Source organism: Streptococcus pseudopneumoniae, assembly GCF_001072925.1.
Taxonomy (GTDB): Bacteria; Bacillota; Bacilli; order Lactobacillales; family Streptococcaceae; genus Streptococcus; species Streptococcus pseudopneumoniae_Q.
This window is the reverse complement of sequence record NZ_JVHE01000127.1, coordinates 36,663-57,718: the sequence shown is the minus strand read 5'-3', so window position 1 is coordinate 57,718 and position 21,056 is coordinate 36,663. Positions and strand designations below refer to the sequence as shown.

Annotated in this window: 18 protein-coding genes; all 18 read right to left on the bottom strand. The window is 34.5% G+C overall.

Features of this window, described 5'->3' with window-relative positions; genetic code table 11:
* Positions 1–4: 4 nt before the first annotated feature.
* The 18 genes from ADH81_RS10260 to ADH81_RS10175 all read right to left on the bottom strand — a co-directional run bounded on the left by ADH81_RS10260 (position 5) and on the right by ADH81_RS10175 (position 21,033).
* A complete protein-coding gene (locus ADH81_RS10260) occupies positions 5–1,003 on the bottom strand; it encodes an acyltransferase (protein ID WP_049528893.1) in 999 nt (332 codons plus the stop codon).
* Between the two features lies 1 nt (position 1,004).
* The gene (locus ADH81_RS10255; protein WP_049528890.1) at positions 1,005–2,420 is read right to left on the bottom strand and encodes a flippase; all 1,416 of its coding nucleotides are present in this window, start codon (positions 2,418–2,420) and stop codon (positions 1,005–1,007) included.
* A gap of 391 nt (positions 2,421–2,811) precedes the next feature.
* Positions 2,812–3,966: a hypothetical protein gene (locus ADH81_RS10250; protein ID WP_049510374.1), complete on the bottom strand. Its 1,155-nt coding sequence runs from the start codon at positions 3,964–3,966 to the stop codon at positions 2,812–2,814.
* 11 nt (positions 3,967–3,977) lie between these two features.
* The gene (locus ADH81_RS10245; RefSeq protein ID WP_049510372.1) at positions 3,978–4,967 is read right to left on the bottom strand and encodes a glycosyltransferase family 2 protein; all 990 of its coding nucleotides are present in this window, start codon (positions 4,965–4,967) and stop codon (positions 3,978–3,980) included.
* Between the two features lie 26 nt (positions 4,968–4,993).
* Positions 4,994–5,965, bottom strand: coding sequence for a glycosyltransferase family 2 protein (locus tag ADH81_RS10240; RefSeq protein ID WP_049510370.1), 972 nt, complete (start codon positions 5,963–5,965; stop codon positions 4,994–4,996).
* A 60-nt stretch (positions 5,966–6,025) separates the two neighbouring features.
* Positions 6,026–7,093, bottom strand: a complete 1,068-nt coding sequence (locus tag ADH81_RS10235; protein WP_053092342.1) for an NAD-dependent epimerase/dehydratase family protein — start codon at positions 7,091–7,093, stop codon at positions 6,026–6,028.
* 3 nt (positions 7,094–7,096) lie between these two features.
* Positions 7,097–7,819, bottom strand: a complete 723-nt coding sequence (locus tag ADH81_RS10230; RefSeq protein ID WP_049528887.1) for an IspD/TarI family cytidylyltransferase — start codon at positions 7,817–7,819, stop codon at positions 7,097–7,099.
* Positions 7,820–7,830: 11 nt separating this feature from the next.
* The gene (locus tag ADH81_RS10225) at positions 7,831–8,970 is read right to left on the bottom strand and encodes a CDP-glycerol glycerophosphotransferase family protein (protein ID WP_049528886.1); all 1,140 of its coding nucleotides are present in this window, start codon (positions 8,968–8,970) and stop codon (positions 7,831–7,833) included.
* A complete protein-coding gene (locus ADH81_RS10220) occupies positions 8,970–9,443 on the bottom strand; it encodes a glycosyltransferase (RefSeq protein ID WP_049528883.1) in 474 nt (157 codons plus the stop codon). The genes ADH81_RS10225 and ADH81_RS10220 overlap by 1 nt, the downstream gene beginning before the upstream one ends.
* A complete protein-coding gene (gene pssD / locus ADH81_RS10215; RefSeq protein ID WP_049528880.1) occupies positions 9,443–9,892 on the bottom strand; it encodes a PssD/Cps14F family polysaccharide biosynthesis glycosyltransferase in 450 nt (149 codons plus the stop codon). The genes ADH81_RS10220 and pssD overlap by 1 nt, the downstream gene beginning before the upstream one ends.
* Positions 9,893–9,895: 3 nt before the next feature.
* Entirely contained in the window at positions 9,896–11,266 is a 1,371-nt protein-coding gene (locus tag ADH81_RS10210) for a sugar transferase (protein ID WP_049528878.1), read from the bottom strand.
* A gap of 16 nt (positions 11,267–11,282) precedes the next feature.
* Positions 11,283–11,972, bottom strand: a complete 690-nt coding sequence (locus ADH81_RS10205) for a tyrosine-protein kinase (protein WP_049528875.1) — start codon at positions 11,970–11,972, stop codon at positions 11,283–11,285.
* Positions 11,973–11,982: 10 nt separating this feature from the next.
* Positions 11,983–12,675, bottom strand: a complete 693-nt coding sequence (locus ADH81_RS10200) for a CspC family polysaccharide chain length determinant protein (protein WP_049528873.1) — start codon at positions 12,673–12,675, stop codon at positions 11,983–11,985.
* An 8-nt stretch (positions 12,676–12,683) separates the two neighbouring features.
* On the bottom strand, positions 12,684–13,415 hold the full coding sequence (cps4B, locus tag ADH81_RS10195; protein WP_049528871.1) for a capsular polysaccharide biosynthesis protein Cps4B: 732 nt from the start codon (positions 13,413–13,415) through the stop codon (positions 12,684–12,686).
* Position 13,416: 1 nt separating this feature from the next.
* On the bottom strand, positions 13,417–14,862 hold the full coding sequence (locus ADH81_RS10190; RefSeq protein ID WP_049528869.1) for an LCP family protein: 1,446 nt from the start codon (positions 14,860–14,862) through the stop codon (positions 13,417–13,419).
* A 306-nt stretch (positions 14,863–15,168) separates the two neighbouring features.
* Positions 15,169–17,127, bottom strand: a complete 1,959-nt coding sequence (locus ADH81_RS10185; protein ID WP_049528867.1) for a peptide ABC transporter substrate-binding protein — start codon at positions 17,125–17,127, stop codon at positions 15,169–15,171.
* 158 nt (positions 17,128–17,285) lie between these two features.
* Positions 17,286–19,253 (bottom strand): peptide ABC transporter substrate-binding protein, encoded by a 1,968-nt coding sequence (locus ADH81_RS10180; RefSeq protein ID WP_049528864.1) that lies wholly within the window; start codon positions 19,251–19,253, stop codon positions 17,286–17,288.
* 169 nt (positions 19,254–19,422) lie between these two features.
* Positions 19,423–21,033 carry a glycoside hydrolase family 13 protein gene (locus tag ADH81_RS10175; RefSeq protein WP_049528933.1) on the bottom strand — a complete coding sequence of 537 codons (1,611 nt, stop codon included), beginning with the start codon at positions 21,031–21,033 and terminating at the stop codon, positions 19,423–19,425.
* Positions 21,034–21,056: the final 23 nt, after the last annotated feature.

Sequence of the window (21,056 nt, the reverse complement as noted above, 5' to 3'; positions counted from 1 at the left end):
CTTTTTATAATTTAATGATTCGATTAAGATAAGGAACTTTCATTAACATTCTAATAACAATGAAACTTACACACAATGTAAATATAGAAAATAGTAAGTATGCCCCTACGAAACTAAAACCAAATAGTTTTTCCCACATCTTCATAATATAAGTGTGTACTATGAAAACCCCCATAGTTTGATTAGAAAGAGAAACAATCCATTTACTCTTATCACCATTCAAATCAAGTGTGAATACTGTCAAGAAGATACCTAAAGTTACAATCTTTACAAATAAAATATCATAAAAATATTCAGCAAAAAGATTATGATAAATTGTTTTCGCTAGAAAAAACATTATTATTGGTGAAATCAATAACAAAAGTAGGCTAATTATTTTCATCCAATTCTTAAACCTTGATTTGAGACTACACACATTAAATTGCGCTACAAAACCACCTAAAATATAATAGAAAAACCAGGTCCATAATCTGAAAGTTTGTACAACATATGTTTGTATCGGCATTTGAAGTAGAATATTTGATAACTCAAAAATCACCCCAATAGCGACCAATAAAGAAATAAGGTATAAATAGTTTCTTTTGGAATTTAGAAATTTTTTCAAAATCGGCAAACATAGATAGATAAGTATTAGTGCACCGAAAAACCAAAACTGAAAGAAATAACCTTTTTGTAGCAAAGAACCTACAATTTTTTTGATTGGATTAGTTGTAAAATCTCGTTTAAAAAGCCATACGATAAATGTCCATGATGACACTGTTATTAGAATCCATTTTACTTTCTGGAGTATGTAGGGATAAGTTATCTCTCTCTTTCCTAACAATAAATAACCATTGACCATAAAAAATAGGGGAATAGAGTAGGTACCTAAATAATATAAATATGCCAAAAAATTCCATGAGCCTGTCTCTTTAAATCCGCCCATTGTTGTATGAAGTAAAACAACTCCAACACAGGCAAGCACTTTTATTAAATCTAGGTTGATATTTCTAATTTTTCTCATTCTAGTTTTTCCTAATAAGTTGTTTTAGTTCTTTCACATTTATCACTTTCAGAGATAAAATTGCAAAAAGATAGATGATTCCACCAAGAACTGCAAATATTATAACATTTAAGGTTGGTGAAAAATGTATAACTGTTTTTGAACCTAACAAAAGGCCATACATGATAGCCGATGCGAGTACAATTTTTGCCATTGATCCGATAATAGGAACTTCTTTTAGATGTCTGCGGGTAAAGTACAATTGAATTGCCCACACAAGTGCTTCTGTCAATACAGAGACAATCGCTGCTCCGATATAACCAAGTTTAGGAAGAAATAGCAAGTTCAAGCCTACACTGATTATTGCAGGAGCCGTTGTTGAAATCATGAATTCTTTATTTTGGTTATGAGGTATCAGTATCTGAATTCCCATTATATTAGTCCAACCGATGAAGAACATACGGAAGATCATAATAGCAATGGCATAACGTGCATCTTGAAAATCTTGACCAAGGAAAAATTGAACAAAATCATCATTTACAATTAACATCCCCGCCATAATTGGGAAAATGACTAAATTATAAATGAGGAAGGACATTTCATGCATCTTATTGACCGCTTTGCTTTCACCTGTCGCTAATAGATGCGAAACACGTGGCAACATAACACTTCCCAGAGATGTTACTAAGGTCAGAAGAATATTTACTAATTTTAAAGCCTGATCATAGATTCCTACATCTTTTGTAGATGCCAATGCTCCAAGCATGGTACGGTCTAGAGTAACATACAAAGAAATAGCTACTTGAGGAAGGAATAATAAAATAATTGGCTTCAAATGATGACTAGCATAATCTATATCAAAATGAGGTCTACCGATAAACTCTCGAGCTGGTAACCACATACTGAGTTGCCCCAATAGTTCAAAAATGGTTAGCAAAAAGACATAGAGATAAAGATCATTTGCCGACTTGACAAAGAGGAAGATGGAGGCGACTCCAACGAGTTTAACCGTGATATTTCGAACTGTAATCTTTCGAAAATCCTCTAAACCTTGAAAAAGCCAAGAAATGTCTAAGCCTTTAGAAACCAAACTCAATCCTAGAATATAGGCAACTGGATTTTGCATAAAGGGAAGTGTCAAACAAAGAACAACATACAATGACAAAGAAAGAAATGTTGCACCTAATTGCAGAGAATAAATTCCCCAAAAGTTTTTTCCAATTTCCTTGCGATTCCCCGAAATGACCTTGGTCCCATAGTTGGCAACCCCTAAAGTCGCTAAGAGGATAAAATAAGTAACAATGGAGTTAAAATAGCCATAAGTCCCTAGATCATCCGATGAAAAAACCCGTGTTACATAGGGAGTCGTAATAATCGGGAGAATAATCACCAACAATTGATAAGAAAGATTGTAGGCGTAGTTTTTTAAGATTTTCATTTCAAAGAGAGACTCCTACTTCGTTTTTATTAAATATATTCTATTTTACAAAATAAAAATAGATCATTAGAAATTTCAAACTACATATTTTAAAGTAGTCTCTAAAAATTCTTTTTTCTAAAGAAAAAAGAATTTTTTGGCTTTTAAATTTTTACATTTTGAGGTGTTTAGAAAAATCATCATGTTCCAAATTCTTGATGCAAAAACAGGTACACTTAAAAATGAAAATCTCTTATAATTTTTGCGATAATCAACGAAAAATCAACTTAAGTATCCTCAATAATATCTAATAATACAACCTCTGCCAAGAATAGAGATTCTTTGATCCCTTATAAGTGAATATAGAAAAAACATATATTGTTTTTAAAGCTGTTGATATACATAATTTTTTTCAATTATAATCCATAGGAATGACTTTTTTTATCTCATCTTCACTATATATAACATATCCTAAAAACAAAATCGCTGGATTATACATTATATCTATTAATTGAGGGTCAAACATAGAATGTAGTGACAAAAATACAATCATCATTGTATAATATGTATTTCTACTGAGATTCTTTGATCCAACAATATAATATCCAACCAATATTAAAAGTAAAATTATTATTCCAAATCTAAATAAAATATTTAGATATGAAGAATCTACATAATTATATGTTAATTCCGAAAACATATTTTGTTCAAAAATCCATCTTATTTTTTGTCCAAAAAACGTTATGTCAAAGTTATTGAAAGCAGCACTTCCAAGTCGTAATCTACCTGTTAATATTAAATTCATATGATCCAAAAGTGGTAGTCTATACCTATAACTCCATGACAAAACTCCAGCTATAATTGCTGAAAATAGCATACTGTACTTATTCAAAAAAAGACTATATGTTTTTATCTTCAATACCTTTAAAAACAAACAAACAATAATAGCAGCTGTAGAGTAATAGAATACTGCTCTCGTATCAGTTAAAGAATATAGATATAAATTTATGAGAAATAAAGCTATTAGTTCTACATATTTAATCATATGTTTTCTTAAATATAAATAGAAGATTGTCACATGGAAAAAGTAATTCGAGCTAAATGTTGAATATGTATACCCTAGAGCATATCGTATTTTCCCACCTGTTCTAACTCCTGAATTTATAACTTCCCCTACTATATTCAGTCTATAGCATATTGCTAGAAAAATCATCAATGCTATAATCTCTATAAGCCAAACTTTTATAACCTTATTTATATCTATATTATTCATGTTTAACATTAGTGCTACTATAGGCATTAAAATGAAAAAACTATCTGAATTATACGATACTACTACTACTATCGTCGAAATAACTATCGAAAAGATAATAAACTTTTTAATATGTGGTTCTAAAATATATTTTAATAATAAAAGGATACACGCTATAATTATTAAAATTTTTATCAATTCACTAAATAGAGGGTATTCATTTACAAAGGCCGTTTGCCCTAGATATTTTGAACCAACTATAATAATAAAAGATATGTAAAAAAGTAACTGATATATATTTACTTTTATACTCATGCTGGATGCTCCTATATCCCGTACTTGCTTAACCTATTTAATTTAAAACTAACTATTGGATATATTATAAATGAATATCTTCTATTATGTATTTCATTAAAATATAATAAGTAGCTTGTCTTCATACGAGAATCATAGGTGTATTCTAGTTTATATTTTCTAATATAATCTGTAGTTTCCTTTAATAATCGCTCTCTATCATCTGACAAGAACGCCAATAGATATCTCGTGTTCAGTAAACCTTTTAGAAGAGAGTGAACTAGATCTTTAAAATATACATCTCCCAATGTGCTATAGAATTCCAATATGCTTTCTGTAACTTTTCTACTATGTTCAATATTTTTCATTCTATTTTCTATGGCCATACTTTGATCAGGTCTACCTAAGAAATACTGATATACATCTAAATTCCAGTATTCCCAATCGTTAATATATTTCAAAGGAAAAACTATATACTGAATATCTACATAAAAGATTTTTTCTGTCAATTTGATATTATTTTCTTTTAGGATACATGTTTTATATGTAACACTATGCATTGGAAAAATTTTGGGAATTTTATTATTTTTATAATAATCTTCAACATTGATTACCTTTTCTAATTCCACTCTATTTTCATACGTAAATTGCTTGCTAAAATTCGTAACAACCATATCTACATCAGTTTTTTCTAATCTTTTTAAGTACTCTTCAAAATCTGATTTTTTTACCCAATCATCTCCATCTACTATCTTAAAATACTTTCCTTTAGCTTCCTCTATGCCTTTATTTACTGCTGAACCATGTCCACCATTACTCTTGTTTATTACTCTTATATTTAAACAGTCTATTTTTTCTATTAATTCTGTCACTACTTGTAGAGTATTATCTGTGCTTCCATCATTAATAATCAATACTTCAAACAAATTCTTCAACTTATCCTCTACATTGAGGAAAGACTCTATATTTCTCTCTATATATTTTTCTATATTATATGTTGGAACAACAATACTTAAAATCATTACTACCCTCCTTATTTTTTAATTATTTATTTGTTGGTTAGATATTTTTTTAAAACAAAAGCATATAATTTAGGGCTGATACTGAATAGTATATGCTTTATTTTATGGTTTTTTGTGATCTTACTATTAAAAATTACCATGAGTAAATCTCTTCTATATTCTAAAGATTTAGCTTTTACTTCTGTTGACATTGCAGATTCAATCATAGAGTTTACTACTTGAAAACCTCCAGTAAACATTCTTGTTCTCAAAGCAATAGATAATTCTCTATTATCTGGAAAATCTTCTTCCAAATATCTATAATTTTTTTCTATAGCTCTGTAAAAATCTTCTAATTTTGATGTGTATTTACTCTTCGTTGTACTTCCAATACGTTGATAATAATTATAATAATATTGATTTGACACAACTACCTTCTTAGCGTCCATTAAATGCTTATAAGCTATAGCTAGATCTTCAAAAAGTTGATCTGGGAAAGGCCACTTTTCTAATATTTCCCTTCGATATAATTTTCCACATGGTGTAGCCCCCAAGAGTCTTCCGTAATACATTTCTTCTATCAATCTCTCTTTATTCAAGATAACTATTTTTTCATCCTTGTTTGAATAGACATTTCTATCCTGAGTGTGATCTCTTACCACTCTTAATGGAGTTACTACTAAATCTGAATCATATCGTTCAGCTAATTCTACAAGATATTCTACCGCATTATTATCATAATAATCATCTGCATCTAAAAATAAAATCCAGTCAGAGGTTGAATGTTTTAATCCAATATTCCTAGCTCTTCCTTGTCCGCCATTCTCAACTGAAATTATTTTAATTCTATTATCTTTCTTAGAATATTCTTCACATATAGCAAGAGAATTATCTTCGGAGCCATCATTTACTAGAATAATTTCTAAATTTTTATAGCTTTGTTTTAGAATACCTCCTATACTATATTTTAAATATTTTTCAACATTATATACTGGAACTATTACTGAAACTTTTTCCATTATTCCTCCTGCTAATATTTCTACTAAAGTGATTGGGTAGCAATCTATATTGCATATATTCTATGATGTTCTTTTAATTTTACTTCTATCTAAAATTTTATATGTACTCTCTAATCCTTCCTTAGCTTCAAACATACCTACCCATCCTAACTTTTCCAATTTTGTACTATCTAAGCTAGAATTATCCATAGGATTTTTTTGTTTTTCTTCTAATTCATTTGGTAATTCAAATAGCAATTTTACTCCAGCTACTTCAGCTATTATAGATGCCATCTCTCTTATTGATATAATGGATTTTTTATTTGAAATATTGTATGCATCACCAGACTGACCTTGCAAAAGAACTGTCAATATTGCACTTGCACAGTCCAAACTATGACAATATGATCGTAGTTGTTCTCCTTTGCTTTTCATTACTAAGTTTTGTCCTCTGATTGCATCATACATAAAAGCAGATGAAATCCTTTTATCTGTTATTTTTAATCTAGGACCATAAATATGACCTGGACGAACAATTTTTATAGCTATGCCATATTGTTCAGAATAACTTTTACATAATGTCTCTGTTGCTCGTTTTGAACTTGAATAGGAAGATCTCACATCTAAAATATTTACATATCCATACTCATCTTCTTGATATGGGGTATGATTTTCTTTTTTTCCATACACTTCACTAGATGAAACATAAACTACAGACTTTACTGATTTTTTCAAGGCATAATCTAGTAAATTTTTCATACCTAGAAAATTACTAAGCATTGTATCTACAGGATTACTGATATATAAATCTGGGCTTGCATTACTGGCTCCGTGAATTATATAGTCAACAGAGAAATTAAAATCAATATCTTTATTAGCATCATAAGGAACATAAACAATATTTTCATTATCTACATAAGTTCCAAATCGTTTTTTTAGTCCTTCTTCATTCCTTGCACAAGCATAAATTTTAACTCCGAATTGGTGATTCTTATTCAGTATAATCAATTGATCAATAATAGTCGAACAAATAAGGCCTGTTGATCCCGTGATAAGAATTGATTTATCCTTTAAAGTCTCAACACCAACTATATTTTTTATAGATTTGTCTACATAATCCTTATATAGACTTATGTCAAATAAGTTCACAGTTTAATCCTTAATCCAATTTTCTTTTTTAGATTTGAGAAGGGCTTTAAAAATTTCTAGATCATCTAACGTGGTTATTTTTAAATTTTTTTCAGACCCCATAGAAAAATACGTCTCTTTTCCGAACATCTTCATTAATTCACAGGAAGCTGCAACCTCAGTTATTCCATTTTCTATAGCTCTGTTATGAAGTTCCAATATATCATCTAAATTATAAATATGAGGTGTCTGCGTTCTCCTCAATAACTCTCTTTTTAAAGAGCTAATAGAATGATTTTCAGACTCGTTATCTAATACAAAAGTAACCTCAACACAAGGAATTGCAGCCACTGCATTTCCATATCGACTATAGGTTGAAAACGCATCATCAATAATTTCGTTGCTTACCATCGGTCGATTACCATCATGAATTAAAACAGTCACTTGCCTATCTACATTTTTTTTCTTTATTTCATTAAGACCATTATAGATAGATAACTGACCGGTTTCTCCACCATTTACTATATATTTTAATTTCGTAATATTAAACTGTCTAGCATATGTTTTCAACATTTCTTCCCAACCTTTTAATACTACTACACAAATTTCATCAATGTTTGGATGATTTTGAAATTTTTCTAGCGTATGAATAATGAGAGGCCTATTATCAACATGTATAAATTGTTTCGGTATATCTTGTTTTATTCGGCTTCCTATTCCTGACGCTGTCAATAGTGCGATTTTCATAACAGCCCTCCTTAGTTAATTCCAATTTTTTCTAACAATCTTTTACTATTATTTCCATCTCTATATTTATTTACTTTTTCATTAAATTCCCTTCGTTCTTCTTTAAATTTATCCACATCATGTGTAATTTCATTTATGAAATTACACATATCATCTAAGGATTTTATTTTATTTCCCTTTAGGTAGTCTATAGGATTCTCTACTATAAATCCTCTATTTTTATTGTAATCATCAAAATCTCTTATACAAAAAGCTATTGGTTTATCTAGCAAATAATAATCGTAAAAAACTGAAGAATAATCTGTTATTAATGCGATACTATCTCTTAATAATTCATATAATTTTATGTTCTTTTCCTTACTATTTTCTTCTGACAGTATCTGAATATTACTATAGCTAGGCATATTAGCAGGAAGTGTTTGAAGTGGGTGAAGCTTCACTATCATATTTAGATTGTCTTCTTTTAGGAGGTTATTCACTTTTTTTAATTCTTCGAACGAATAATCTCCTATCAAAATTTCTTCCGAATTTGTATCACTATATCCTAATTTCTCAGATTGCCTAAATGTTGGCAACCAGACAATGTATTTAGAAGTAACTTTTTTTTCTTCATTGAAAAAAACATCTGTTCTACTTTGACCACAGACTTTAACAACTTCGATATCACAAGAATGAACTTTTGTAGCTAGTTCTTTAAACATCTCACTTGTAACAATTACGTCTGTGTAGTATTTTTCCTTTTTTACAATTTTTTTCTGATATTTATCAATATCTTTAAAAAACATACCATGCCACATCTGGACTACACGTTGATTAAAAGGAATAATAGGAATTTTCCCAAAAGAGTAAAATACGAAGCTACTTGTAAAGTATTTTAATACCCCATTAATTCCATTTATAAAATATACATTTTTTAGATTCTTGTATTTCGAATTTAAATTATGATAGTCTGTACAAGAACAGTATATCTTATACTTTGTATAATATTCATTGTCTATCAAGTATTCAAATAGAGATAATGAATTATCAGAGAGTTCTTTTGGGGAATATATAAGTATTTGCTTTTCTTTTTTTATATATTTATTAATAACAGAAAATACTTTAAATATTGTTTTCTGAGCAAATAAACGGAATGATTTCTTTAAATTCATCACAAGCTACCTATTCTTTCTTCCAATTTCCTACAAAACTCCTTATTATTACTATTAATTGTTACTTCTGATTTATCGTTTCTTAAATTTGTAAGTAGTTTTTTTATATCATTAATTACAATAATTGGATAATACTGCTTTACTTTATTACAGAATTCTAACTGATGGTCATTCACATGCTCTCCAAAGTTTTTTTGTCTTGGAACAACTATCGGAACTTTACCTTTAGCAATAACCCCCATAAACGTCGCTGGCCCACCATGAGTAATGATAATATCCGATTCCTCAATCATTTGATTCATTTTTTCATAAGAAATTATCTTTTCCCACTCACAATATTTCGGAATATAATTGGAATATCCTGTCTGAATAAATACCTCATCTTGAATAAGATTTTCTTTTTTTAGACGATCAACTTCTTTGATCAAGCGATCAAATTGTTGTTCGTGTGTACCTACAGTCACAAAAATCATTAGAATATTCCTCCTAGGTTAATTGCTTTTGGGTATACTTTTTTCATTTCTTCCCATTGGACAATGAACCTGTCAGTTACTGGATAAACGAGTTTCCCTGTCATTGTCGGAGCATCAATTCTATCAAATACTTCTATATAGACTGTCTTTGACCCAAACAACTTTCCAATGTAAAAGAAAGGAACAGCGACAGCAGCACCAGAGGAAATAATTACATCTGGTCGCTCTTTTTTTATTATTTTAAAAGCAAGAAATGTATTTTTTATTAAATTTTTGATATTACGATTGGTTGGATAATAACAGGGGTATAAAACCTCCTCAGAGAGTACACTCCTAGCGTCCTCCTTATCAAAAGTAACCCAAAATCTTTCTTTATCCTTCCAGAAAGGTTTCAATAGATACAAATGTGTCAAATGACCTCCACTGGATCCAACTAAACATACTTTCATTTCCTACTTCGCTCCATCTCTCATCAACACAACTTTTACAGTTTTTAGTAATATTTCAAAATCTTTCCAGATGGTCCAACCATCGATATAAGCCACGTCCAACTTTACAACATCATCGAAGTTGGTGATTGCACTGCGACCACTAATTTGCCACAAGCCTGTAATTCCAGGTTTGAAGCTAAGGCGACGTTTTTGCTCAGGTGTGTACTTTTCGTACTCATCTACCGTTGGCGGGCGAGTCCCGACTAGACTCATATCCCCGATCAACACGTTCCAAAATTGTGGCAATTCATCCAAGCTTGTCTTTCGAATAAAGTGCCCAATCTTAGTAATTCGAGGATCGTTATCCACCTTAAACATCCCACCTTGCATCGTGTTTTGCTCCATCAACTGTTCCTTGATAGCTTCTGCATCAATACGCATTGAGCGGAATTTATAGAAGGTAAAGTGACGACCATTTTTTCCGATACGAGTCTGAGAAAAGATTGCTGGTCCCCCATCTTTACGAATCATGGGAACTAGAAATAAACTAGCAATTCCACAAAGGATCAACCCAACGATAGCACCACAAATGTCAAGGATGCGTTTAGCAATCACATGGCTCGGATTGTAAAAATTTGTAGAAAATGTCACTACGTTCAAGCCCGCCATCTCATGGATTTGTTTATCACGACCTAAGTTTTTGTCGAAAGCATTGAGATTGACTGTGACAGCGATTCCCATGGTTTCAAACTGAGAAATAATAGCTCCAATGTCATAGTCTTCACTTGGAAGATTGACAAAGACTTCATCCACTACCTCATGCGTTGCATAAGAGATCAACTGTTCCCTCGGAACAACCGTCACCTTTTCATGAGTAAAGTCTGGCATGTCTAAAACACTGACTGCAACCAGTTTCCCTTGAACATCGTTAGCGGTCAACAAACGGTCCAACACTTTTTCAGTACGTGATGTCGCTGTGATCAACAAAATATTACGACTGCTCTTCAAATTATGATTAATGGTTTTCCAATAACGCTTCACAAAGAAACTAAGTAGATAATTCAAAACACCATACAAGGAAAGCAAATAGAGCATTCCTCGTCTAGAAATCACAAATTTTTCTTTTAGGAAGAAACTTGAAAAACTAATCAACAAGGCATAAAAGAGGACGTATTTGATCGTTTCTACTAACTCAACATACTGGCCTCGTTTGAAAAAATCTTTACCATAATCACTAATGTAGAAGGCTGCAAAGTGAAGAAAAAATAAGACGAATACTGTATTTGGAACAATATCAGTTTCTGAAATTGCAATCAGTATATAAGCTAATACACTAACAAGTATACTCTGTAAGAATGCCAGAGTTACATTGTAGAAACCCCTTCCTTCCATACTGGACTCCCTAACTTCATTTTATTTTTTCCCCATAATTGCCATAGCCACCATAAGAACCATATTTTTCACGTTGAATGTCGAATTTATTCAAAATCACACCCAAAAATGGTTTCCCAGTGTGTTCTAACTGACTTTTGGCTTTTTGCACTTCTCTTCGTTTTGCCACACCAGCTTCAGTAACTAAAATGGATGCATCACATTTTTGTACAATAATGGCTGCATCAATTACAACCCCTATAGGTGCAGTATCAACTATGATATAATCAAAATATTTGCGTAAAGTCTCAATCATTTTTTCAAAGTTGGCGCTTTGTAAGAGAGCTGTTGGATTCGGTGAAACTGCTCCTGATTGAACTACAAATAAATTTTCAACGTCTGTTTCACAGAGACCATGTGACAAATCCTGAGTCCCAGCTAGATAATCTGTCAAACCAGTGATTTTTTCTCTTGACTTGAATACTCCAGACATGACTGAATTTCGGATGTCGGCATCAATCAATAGCGTTTTGTAGCCTGCACGCGCAAAAGCCCAAGCGATATTTGTAGAAGTTGTAGATTTTCCTTCACTCGGATCGACCGATGTAACTGCAATAACCTTTAAGTTATTCCCACTCAGTTGTATATTTGTACGTAAAGCATTGTAATACTCTTCCGCCTTTTTTAAAGAGTTCAGTTTTTGTTGTGCTAATTCTAACTTTGCCATAAGTTCTCCCTTACTTTAATTTATCCATATCTGGAATGACTCCAAGGAGTGAGATTTTCATAACGTCTTCGATATCTTCTGGACGTTTAACACGGTCGTCTAGAAGTTCAACCAATAGAACCACGACAATCACCAAGCCTGCACCAGCACCGATTCCCATTAAGGTATTGCGTCGGATATTTGGTGATGATGGTCCAGTAGCTGGACGTGCTTCTTCAAGAGTTGTTACATCCGAAACTCGAGTAACTGCGATAATTTTCTGTGCTGCAACTTCTCGCAGTGCATTTGCAATACGACTTGCTTCGTCAGGTTTATGATCACTAACTGAAATAGATACGATACGTGTATCTGCAGGGACCGTTACTTGAACCTTTTTAGCCAATGCTTTTGCATTAACGTTCAAGCCAAGATCAGCAACTACTTTCTCTAGGACATCTTGAGATAGAATGATTTCACGATAGTCCTTGACCAAGTAGGCCCCTGCTTGTAAGTCCTGATTTGTTAGTCCTGCTTTATCGTTTTGATTTCGATTGACCACATAGATTCGCGTTGTACTTCTATACTCAGGTTTGACTACAAAACTACTATATGCAAAGGAAACAGCTCCTGCTACGATAGCTACAAGGAGAATTAGTAGCTTCTTTGCCCATAGTGCCTTTAACAACTGAATAACGTTGATTTCAATAGTTTCTTGTTCTTTCATTTTAACTCCTATATTATTTGATCTTTAATGACTTTTTCAGGATTTTCCACAAAGAGTTCCCTAGCCTTTTCTTGGCCATATTTTTTGCTCACTATCTCATAAGCCTCTCGCATATAAGGTGGACGACCCTCTAGATTATGCATATCACTAGCAACTATATGAACCAAGTCCCTCTCTAAGAAATAGCGAGCACGCTTTTTCATGAATTTATAGGTATCACCAAACAGTTTTGGTTTGAGGATACTCGAACTGTTGACCTGTGTATAACATCCCATGTTGATGAGGTCGTGCACCCTTTTTTCATTATTTTCCAAAGCATCATAACGTTCTATATGGGCAATAACAGGGGTTATTCCCAACATCAAAACATTGGTCAATGCGCTATGGATTTCACGATAAGGGGTATTCATGCTAAATTCTATCAAGGCATAGCGAGTGCCATTTAGTTGCGGAATCTGTTGGTTCTCTAATTTTTTTAAAGCATCACTGCTGTAATAAATCTCTGCTCCATACAAAATGGTTAAGTCGGGAGCAATCTCTTTAGCCAACTCCTTGACAACTTTAAAATTTCTTGCAATATCCTCCTCTGGTGTTTCAAACATCCCTTTCCGACGATGAGAAGTCGAAACGATGGTGCGAACTCCTTGAGCATAAGCTTCCTTTAGAAGGGCTATACTCTCTGCCTTATCCTTTGGGCCATCGTCTACATCAAAAACTATGTGCGAATGGATATCAATCATCTTATTTTCCTTCCATGATATCTTTGATTTCTGTTTTGAGTGCCTCTAAGCTATTTGGATCGACCTCTAGCATATAAAGGCTGCTGTCAGGCATGGCATAGGAAGGAAGATCCATACGACCAGTTCCCTTTAGATCTCGAGTGATGACAGTATATTTCCCTCCACTTGCTAGTTGGGCATTTACTAAGCTAACCATGGTTTCAGGAGGCATATTGGTTTGTACAGAATCTTGCAGACTTTGCATAATACCATCAAAATTCTTCAAGGCTTCTGCCGAAGTTAGTTTTTGAATAATGGCAGCAATGACTTTTTGTTGATTACGTCCACGGTCACCGTCTCCATTAGTTAAGGAATAACGTTCACGAACAAAACCTAGAGCCTGCTCAGAGTTTAGGTGCACATTCCCAACAGGGAAGTGATAGTTCCCATGAAGTGATGTAAAGTCTTGATCATTATAAACATCGACACCACCTAAGAGATCAATCAATTTCAAGAAGGAAGTGAAGTTGAGTCGTGCATAGTAATTCAGATCAATTCCATAGAGATTTTCTAATGTATGAATGGAAGCATCCACGCCGTAAATACCTGCATGGGTCAATTTATCATTTTGGTTATTACCGCCATCAGCTATGGGCACATAGGCATCACGAGGCGTTGTTGTCAGAAGAATTTTCTTGGTTTCTTGATTGACAGTCATGATGATATTGACATCCGAACGAGAAACGGAGCTAATCGGTCCGTATGTATCAATCCCACTAATATAGATATTAAAAGCCTTGTTTTGAGAAACCTTAGGTGCCTCAACAGTCTTGGTTAGTTCTTTGGTATAAATCTTCTTGATCTTTTTGGCATGATCTGGGTACTCTTGCTCGATCAGATTTTCAAAGACACTGTTCAAAACGATTGACTTGGTCTCTCCAGCAAGCAAACTCTTATAAGCAGCAAGATAGGAAGCACTCTCTTCAACCGTTAAGTCTTTACTCTGACTTGTCTTAATATCATCGAGCAGTTTTTTAATATTTTCTGCATCTGTTTTGGTCGGAGCCGTCACACTGGATAATTCCGAGACATTTCCAATCTCGCTATCCGCCAAAACTGCAACACTGATAGAGTAACTAGAATAGTTAGATGTCGCATTGAGTTGATTTGCTAGGCTGATAAATTGATGAACTCCAATCAAAGAAATGGAACTGACAAATACCGACACCAAGAGTAAAATCATGGTGAAAATCTTAGCTTTTCTCTTTAGAATCAAAAATAAAGCTATTAGCGCAAGCAAGATCATCACGATTGCTATAAGAATATTGGCATAGCTAATTGCTAAAATATGATATTTGAATATTAAAAACAGCAAAAAACAAGCAAGCACGGTATATACAAACAACAAAATAATATTGATGCTTTGTTGAATCTTGCTCGTTTTTCTTTCTTTTGAATGTCTACTCAACTTACACCTCTACAAAGTATTTTTTATTTTAATTATATCACAAAGTGGTACTGGATACCATCGACATACACTTGGTAATCGTTTTTATTTACCTTAAAAACAAGAATAGTAAACTCCAATGATAAAATAGCTAAAACTTTACTTAAAAGAGGCTGCTATGTTAAAAAGGTCGGGGCAAAAATCCCGACCTTTATGTTTATTGATCATGAAACTTTATCACGGTAGCTAAAGATTTTTTGTTCATCTTTTAAACTATGAGATCAAGTTTGGGCTTACCGATTTCTGTTCTACTATCACTCTTTATACTTATTTCACGTGACTTTCAAAGTCTTTTTGACTCTTTTCGACAGAATTTTTACGTTCTTGTTCCCATTTAGCCTTGGCGTCAGCAAATTGAGAGCTTGTAACAACATCTGTCTGCAATCTCATGTACTTGTAGTTGCTTCCAGTTCCTTTGATACCAACTAGTGAGTATGCACGTGTAAATGGTGTTACACGAGTCACTGAAGCCCCACCACCGTTTGACACAACTGGGATTAGAAGGGAACTATCAATCAACCAAGCTTGTGCATCTGCATAGTTTTCATAGCGTTTAGCTACGTCTGTATTTTCTGCATCTGCTGTTTTTAATTTTTGAGTATATTGGTCCAATCCGATACTTGTGATCTTATCAGCATCCTTGCTTGGATCAAGTCCCAAAATCTTGAGATAGAATCCATCTTCAGCATTGAAAGGATTGAGATAAGTTGATGGATCTTGGTAGTCAGCTGACCATCCATCCAAGTTCAAATCATAGTCATGATCAGCTGGAGTTGGTGCTTGAACTGTTGCATTTGTATAATCATCTGTCGACAATTGGATAACATCAACCACTACATTTTCAGAACCGAGCGTTGATTCGATTGATTGTTTGATTGAGTTTGTTCCAGAAAGCAAGGTCTTGTTAACCTGGTCTACAGGCAAGTCCAAATGAATTGGGAAGCTCACACCTTGGGATTCTAATTCTTTTTTAGCTTCTGCAAACTTGGCTTGTGCTTTTTCTTTATTGAAATAACCGTCTTGAGCATCTTCAAGATTCATAGTTGACCATTGTGTACCATAGTTGACCAATTTGGAAGCAACTGTTTCACCAAAAGTCTTGTCTCCAACTTGTACGAAAGTTGGTGGTACAAGCGAGTTACGAAGAGTGTTTTTAGCTGCTTCTTCACCGTTTGATTGAGCTGAGTAAGCTGTACGATCAATGGCAATGTTAACTGCCTGACGGAAGTTTTTATTCAAAACTGCAGCTTGAGTTGCTTGTTTTTGCTCATCGCTTGTTTTTGCAGTGTGGTTATAAGCACCACGGTTGACGTTAAAGTTATAGTACCAAGATGTTGCATCTTGCAAGCTATAAACGATATTGTCCTTGTATTTTTCCTTGGTCTTAGCGAAGTTTGAGCTGTTTGGATAAACACCTGCAGATGAGTAAGCACCACTTTCAAAGTTACGGATTGTCAAGTCTTGGTCTGAACCATCAAAGTAGGCCAATTTTACCTTTTCAATCGTTACTTTTTCTTGGTCATAGTAATGTGGGTTTTTCACATATTCGATAGAAGACTTAGATGTAAAATCTTTTAACAAATATGGTCCGCTATAAAGAATGCTGTCAGGTTTCAAAGTTCCGAAGTCTTTACCTTTAGAAGCAAGGAATTCTTCGTTTACAGGGAACAAGATACTGTTGGTTGTTTTTGAGTTCCAGAATGGTTCTGGTCGTGTCAAGGTATATTGGACAGTATAGTCATCTAAGGCTTTGACACCAACATTTGAGAAGTCCGTATTTGCACCTGTTATATAATCATCTAAGCCCTTGATAGAGTTCTGAATCAAGTCCAAGGCTTGTCCCTTGTTGTCAGCAGCATACTTGATACCAGTTACAAAGTCTTGTGCTTTAAGGGGAGCGTATTCTTCACCGTCAGCTGTAAACCACTTGGCATCTTGGCGAAGTTTGTAGGTATAAGTTAAACCATCCTTAGAAACACTCCAATCTTCTGCAAGGGCAGGAATTAGGTTTCCATAGTTATCATTTTCAAGCAAACCATCAACCAAGTTGGTTATAATAGCAGTGTTATCACCAGCGTAGTCCAAGAGATAGTTGAAGGTTGTTGGATCTGCACCAAAGGTAGACGAGTATGTTTTGCCGTCTGATGCTGACCGGCCACATGCTGTCAATAGGACCGCAGCAGCAAGTGTCAACCCCGCTCCAATCAAACGTTTTTTAAGTTTCATGTTTTATTTCTCCTCATATGTTAGGTTTTGTAACATGGTTATATTTTAACAAATTTTGTCCAAAAAGTAAAGTTATATACTGATTTGACCTCTCATTGAAAATTAAAAAATAAAGAAATCCCGCTTCAAAACAGGATTTCTTTATTCATTACAAAAGACTATTTAACGTGATTTGCTAGTTCTTTTTGGTATTTGGCATTTGTTTCAATTTTCTCTTTTTGCCATTTCTTGAGAGCTTCTTCGTATTCTTTAGCTGTTACAATATCGTTTTGCAATTCTAAACCTTTAAATACAAATGGATCTCCCTTGATACCAACTTGAGAGTAAGCTTTTGTGAATGGCACTGTACGGCTAACTGTCGGAGAACCACCTGAAGAAGCTACAGGGATAAGAAGTGAGCTATCTGAAACCCAAGCTTGTGCTTTGGCATATTTTTCATAGCGTTTGTTAAGATCGCTTGTTTCTGATGCTGCATCATCCAAGAGTTTCTTGTACTCATCAAGTCCAACTTGAGCCATAACTTCTGGATCTTTACCTTTTGTGATACCCAAGTGTTTAAGTGCAGAACCCTTCTTAGCATCTAAGATATTGAGGTAGGTTGCTGGGTCTTGATAGTCTGGTCCCCATCCAGTTCCGTTCAAGTCATAGTCTTTTTGAGAAGGAACTTTAGCTTGAGATGTAATGCTCATTTTCTCATTGTCAGTCATTTGAAGTACATCGATGACAACATTTTCACTTCCAAGTGCTGCTTCGACAGACTGTTTGAGAGAGTTGGTTTGCTGTACAGCAATGACATCAGTCTGCTCAACTGGAATATCCAAATGGATTGGGAAGGTTACACCTTTAGCTTGCAATTCTGATTTTGCTTTTTCAAATGCAGCTTTTGCTTTTGTTGGATTGTAAAGGGTATCTTTACCATCTGTCAAAGCTACATCCTTCCACTGGTCTCCGTATGTTACCAGTTGTTCCTGAGCCAATTCACCGAAGGTCTTTTCACCAACTTGAACATAGTCATAAGGCACAAGGCTGGTACGGATAATCTTGTCTGCACCTTCTTCACCATTCATCTGTGCAGAGTAAGCATGACGGTCAAGAGCGAAGTTGATGGCTTGACGGAAGTTTTTATTGAGAAGTGCTTCTTTAGTTGAAGTTTTTTGGGCTTCATCTGTCTTAGCTGTTTTATTGTAAGACTGACGATTTACGTTGAAAGTAAAGTAATAGCTTGTCGCTTCTTGCGGACTATAAACGATCTTATCGCCGTATTCTTTCTTAGTTGAATCAAAGCTTGAGCTAGTTGGGAAGAGACGAGCTGTTGTATAGGCACCTGATGAGAAACTACGAATCAATGATTCTTGGTCAGATCCATCGTAGAAAGTAAGTTTGACGTGGTCAATTTTAACATTGTCTTTGTCCCAATAATTTGGGTTCTTTTCGTACTCGATCACGGATTTTGAAGTGAAGTTTTTCAAAATATACGGACCATTGTAGAGAATACCTGAAGGGGCTGCCGCACCGTAATCTTTTCCTTGAGAATTTAAGAATTCTTCATTAACAGGGAGCATAGTCGCTGTTGTCACCTTAGAATTCCAGAAGCTTTCTGGTTTGTTTAAGGTATACTCGACTGTATAATCGTCAACTGCTTTGACACCGACTGTTGAGAAGTCATTTGTTTCACCGCTAACATACTCTGCCAAACCTTTGATAGAATCTTGGATAAGAGTTAGGCCATCTGATTTACCATCTGCAGCATGCTTCAAACCTGTCACAAAGTCTTGGGCCTTGACTTCAGCATACTCTTCTCCTTCTGAAGTATACCATTTGACACCTTTACGTAGCTTGTAAGTGTAGGTCAAACCGTCCTGTGAAACAGACCAGTCTTCAGCAAGCGATGGAATCAAGTTTCCATATTTGTCATTTTCCAAGAGTCCGTCGACCAAGTTGGCAATGACGTCTGATGTTGAACTTTTACTAGTAACGCTATAGTCCAATGTTGTTGGATCAATAGCATATACATACGAAAATGTTGTTGGAGCATCTGCTTTTTTCTCAGTCTTGCCACAAGCTGCCAAAAGAAGAGCTGCGCTCATCGTTATCCCTGCTACTGCGAGCCACTTTTTCGATTTCATCGGTATTCTCCTTTAAAATACTATTTTTCACCATTATACCCTATTTTTATATAAAAGCAAGGGTTTTAAGGGTATTTTTTAGAAAATTCAAACTAATATTTATTAAAGAAATTTCTACACTTATTTTAGAAAAAAACTCAAGCATCTTTGGATACTTAAGTTTTTAGGTTTAATGAGCTAATTCGACACAGAAGGCATCCCATGGAGCCAAGGTCTGTGTAGTCAAAACTGCTTCTACTGAGGTATTTTCAATCAAGATAGACTTAACTGACTCTTCTACTGCAAACTCTTGCTGCTGGTTGGACAAATTGGCCACCACTAGGAAACGACGTTCTCCATCCTTACGGATATAAGCAAAAACTTTTTCAGCCGTTTCGAGAAGTTCAAAGTCAGCACGAATCAACCAGCTATTTTCCTTACGAAGTTTTACCAATTTTTGATAAGTATAGAAGATAGAATCTGGATTTGCTAAAGCTTCTTCTACATTTATCTTCACATAGTTTGGATTAACAGCCAACCAAGGTTGTCCGTCCGAGAAACCAGCATTTTTTGTCTCATCCCACTGCATTGGAGTACGCGCATTGTCACGTCCAATCACACGAATGCTGTCCATGATTGTTTCCATTGAAACACCTTTTTCAAGAGCTTCACGCGCATAGTTGAGGGATTCAATATCTTCTACTTGCTCCAAGTTTTCAAATGGGAAATTGGTCATCCCGATTTCTTCACCTTGATAGATATAAGGCGTCCCTCTCATGAGATGAAGCAAAATTGCAAAGGCTTTGGCAGATTTTTCGCGGTATTCTTGGTCATTTCCCCAGATAGAGACGATTCGAGGGAGGTCATGGTTGTTCCAGAAGAGGGAATTCCAGCCATCCTCAACTCCTAATTCTGTCTGCCATTTGTTGAAAATCTCTTTTAATTTCCCAACATTTAACTCTTTTTGGTACTGCCACTTAGGTTGTCCTTCCTGATACTGAAGACAGATATGTTCAAACTGAAAGACCATAGACAGTTCTTGTCCTTTTGGATCTGAATAGAGTTTTGCGATTTCTGGTGTCGCTCCCCATGTCTCCCCTACTGTCAAGAGCTCTTTGTCGCCGAAAGTAGCCTGATTCATTTCCTTGAGATAGGGATGGAGCATAGGACCATTGTTGACAATCTTCTGATCAGGAATTTTCCCAATCATGTCAATAACGTCCATACGAAATCCACCAATCCCTTTATCAATCCAGAAATTCATCATTTCATAGATTTTTTGGCGTAGTTCTTCATTTTCCCAGTTAAGGTCTGGTTGTTTCTTACTGAAAAAGTGCAGGTAATATTGACCAGCCTTTTCATCATATTCCCATGCAGAACCACTAAAAATTGACTCCAATTCGTTAGGTTCATCACGCCAGATATAGTAGTCTCGCTCAGGACTATCAGGATTTTCACAAGCTTCGATAAACCAAGCATGCTCATCTGATGTATGATTGACCACCAAATCCATAATGATTCGGATATCTCGTTTTTTAGCCTCAGCAATGAGCTCATCCATATCTTCCATGGTTCCAAAGATAGCCGCGATATCTTGATAATTGGCAATATCATAACCATTATCATCCATGGGGCTATCATAGACTGGAGAAAGCCAGATCGCTGTGATCCCTAACTTAGCTAGATAGTCTAGCTTACTGGTAATCCCAGGTAAATCACCAATCCCATCTCCATTGCTATCCTTAAAACTTTTTGGATAGACCTGATAAACAACGGCATTGTGCCACCATTTTTCTTGCATCTTTTTACCTCTATTTAAAATTG

Excerpts from the sequence above, each read along its gene's own strand:
- ADH81_RS10225 (WP_049528886.1), bottom strand. The coding sequence starts at position 8,970 with ATGAATTTAAAGAAATCATTCCGTTTATTTGCTCAGAAAACAATATTT.
- ADH81_RS10245 (WP_049510372.1), bottom strand. The coding sequence starts at position 4,967 with ATGATTTTAAGTATTGTTGTTCCAACATATAATATAGAAAAATATATA.
- ADH81_RS10205 (WP_049528875.1), bottom strand. The coding sequence starts at position 11,972 with ATGGCAAAGTTAGAATTAGCACAACAAAAACTGAACTCTTTAAAAAAG.
- ADH81_RS10260 (WP_049528893.1), bottom strand. The coding sequence starts at position 1,003 with ATGAGAAAAATTAGAAATATCAACCTAGATTTAATAAAAGTGCTTGCC.
- ADH81_RS10175 (WP_049528933.1), bottom strand. The coding sequence starts at position 21,033 with ATGCAAGAAAAATGGTGGCACAATGCCGTTGTTTATCAGGTCTATCCA.
- ADH81_RS10240 (WP_049510370.1), bottom strand. The coding sequence starts at position 5,965 with ATGGAAAAAGTTTCAGTAATAGTTCCAGTATATAATGTTGAAAAATAT.
- ADH81_RS10250 (WP_049510374.1), bottom strand. The coding sequence starts at position 3,966 with ATGAGTATAAAAGTAAATATATATCAGTTACTTTTTTACATATCTTTT.
- pssD (WP_049528880.1), bottom strand. The coding sequence starts at position 9,892 with ATGAAAGTATGTTTAGTTGGATCCAGTGGAGGTCATTTGACACATTTG.
- ADH81_RS10185 (WP_049528867.1), bottom strand. The coding sequence starts at position 17,127 with ATGAAACTTAAAAAACGTTTGATTGGAGCGGGGTTGACACTTGCTGCT.
- cps4B (WP_049528871.1), bottom strand. The coding sequence starts at position 13,415 with ATGATTGATATCCATTCGCACATAGTTTTTGATGTAGACGATGGCCCA.
- ADH81_RS10210 (WP_049528878.1), bottom strand. The coding sequence starts at position 11,266 with ATGGAAGGAAGGGGTTTCTACAATGTAACTCTGGCATTCTTACAGAGT.
- ADH81_RS10230 (WP_049528887.1), bottom strand. The coding sequence starts at position 7,819 with ATGAAAATCGCACTATTGACAGCGTCAGGAATAGGAAGCCGAATAAAA.
- ADH81_RS10255 (WP_049528890.1), bottom strand. The coding sequence starts at position 2,420 with ATGAAAATCTTAAAAAACTACGCCTACAATCTTTCTTATCAATTGTTG.
- ADH81_RS10220 (WP_049528883.1), bottom strand. The coding sequence starts at position 9,443 with ATGATTTTTGTGACTGTAGGTACACACGAACAACAATTTGATCGCTTG.
- ADH81_RS10200 (WP_049528873.1), bottom strand. The coding sequence starts at position 12,675 with ATGAAAGAACAAGAAACTATTGAAATCAACGTTATTCAGTTGTTAAAG.
- ADH81_RS10180 (WP_049528864.1), bottom strand. The coding sequence starts at position 19,253 with ATGAAATCGAAAAAGTGGCTCGCAGTAGCAGGGATAACGATGAGCGCA.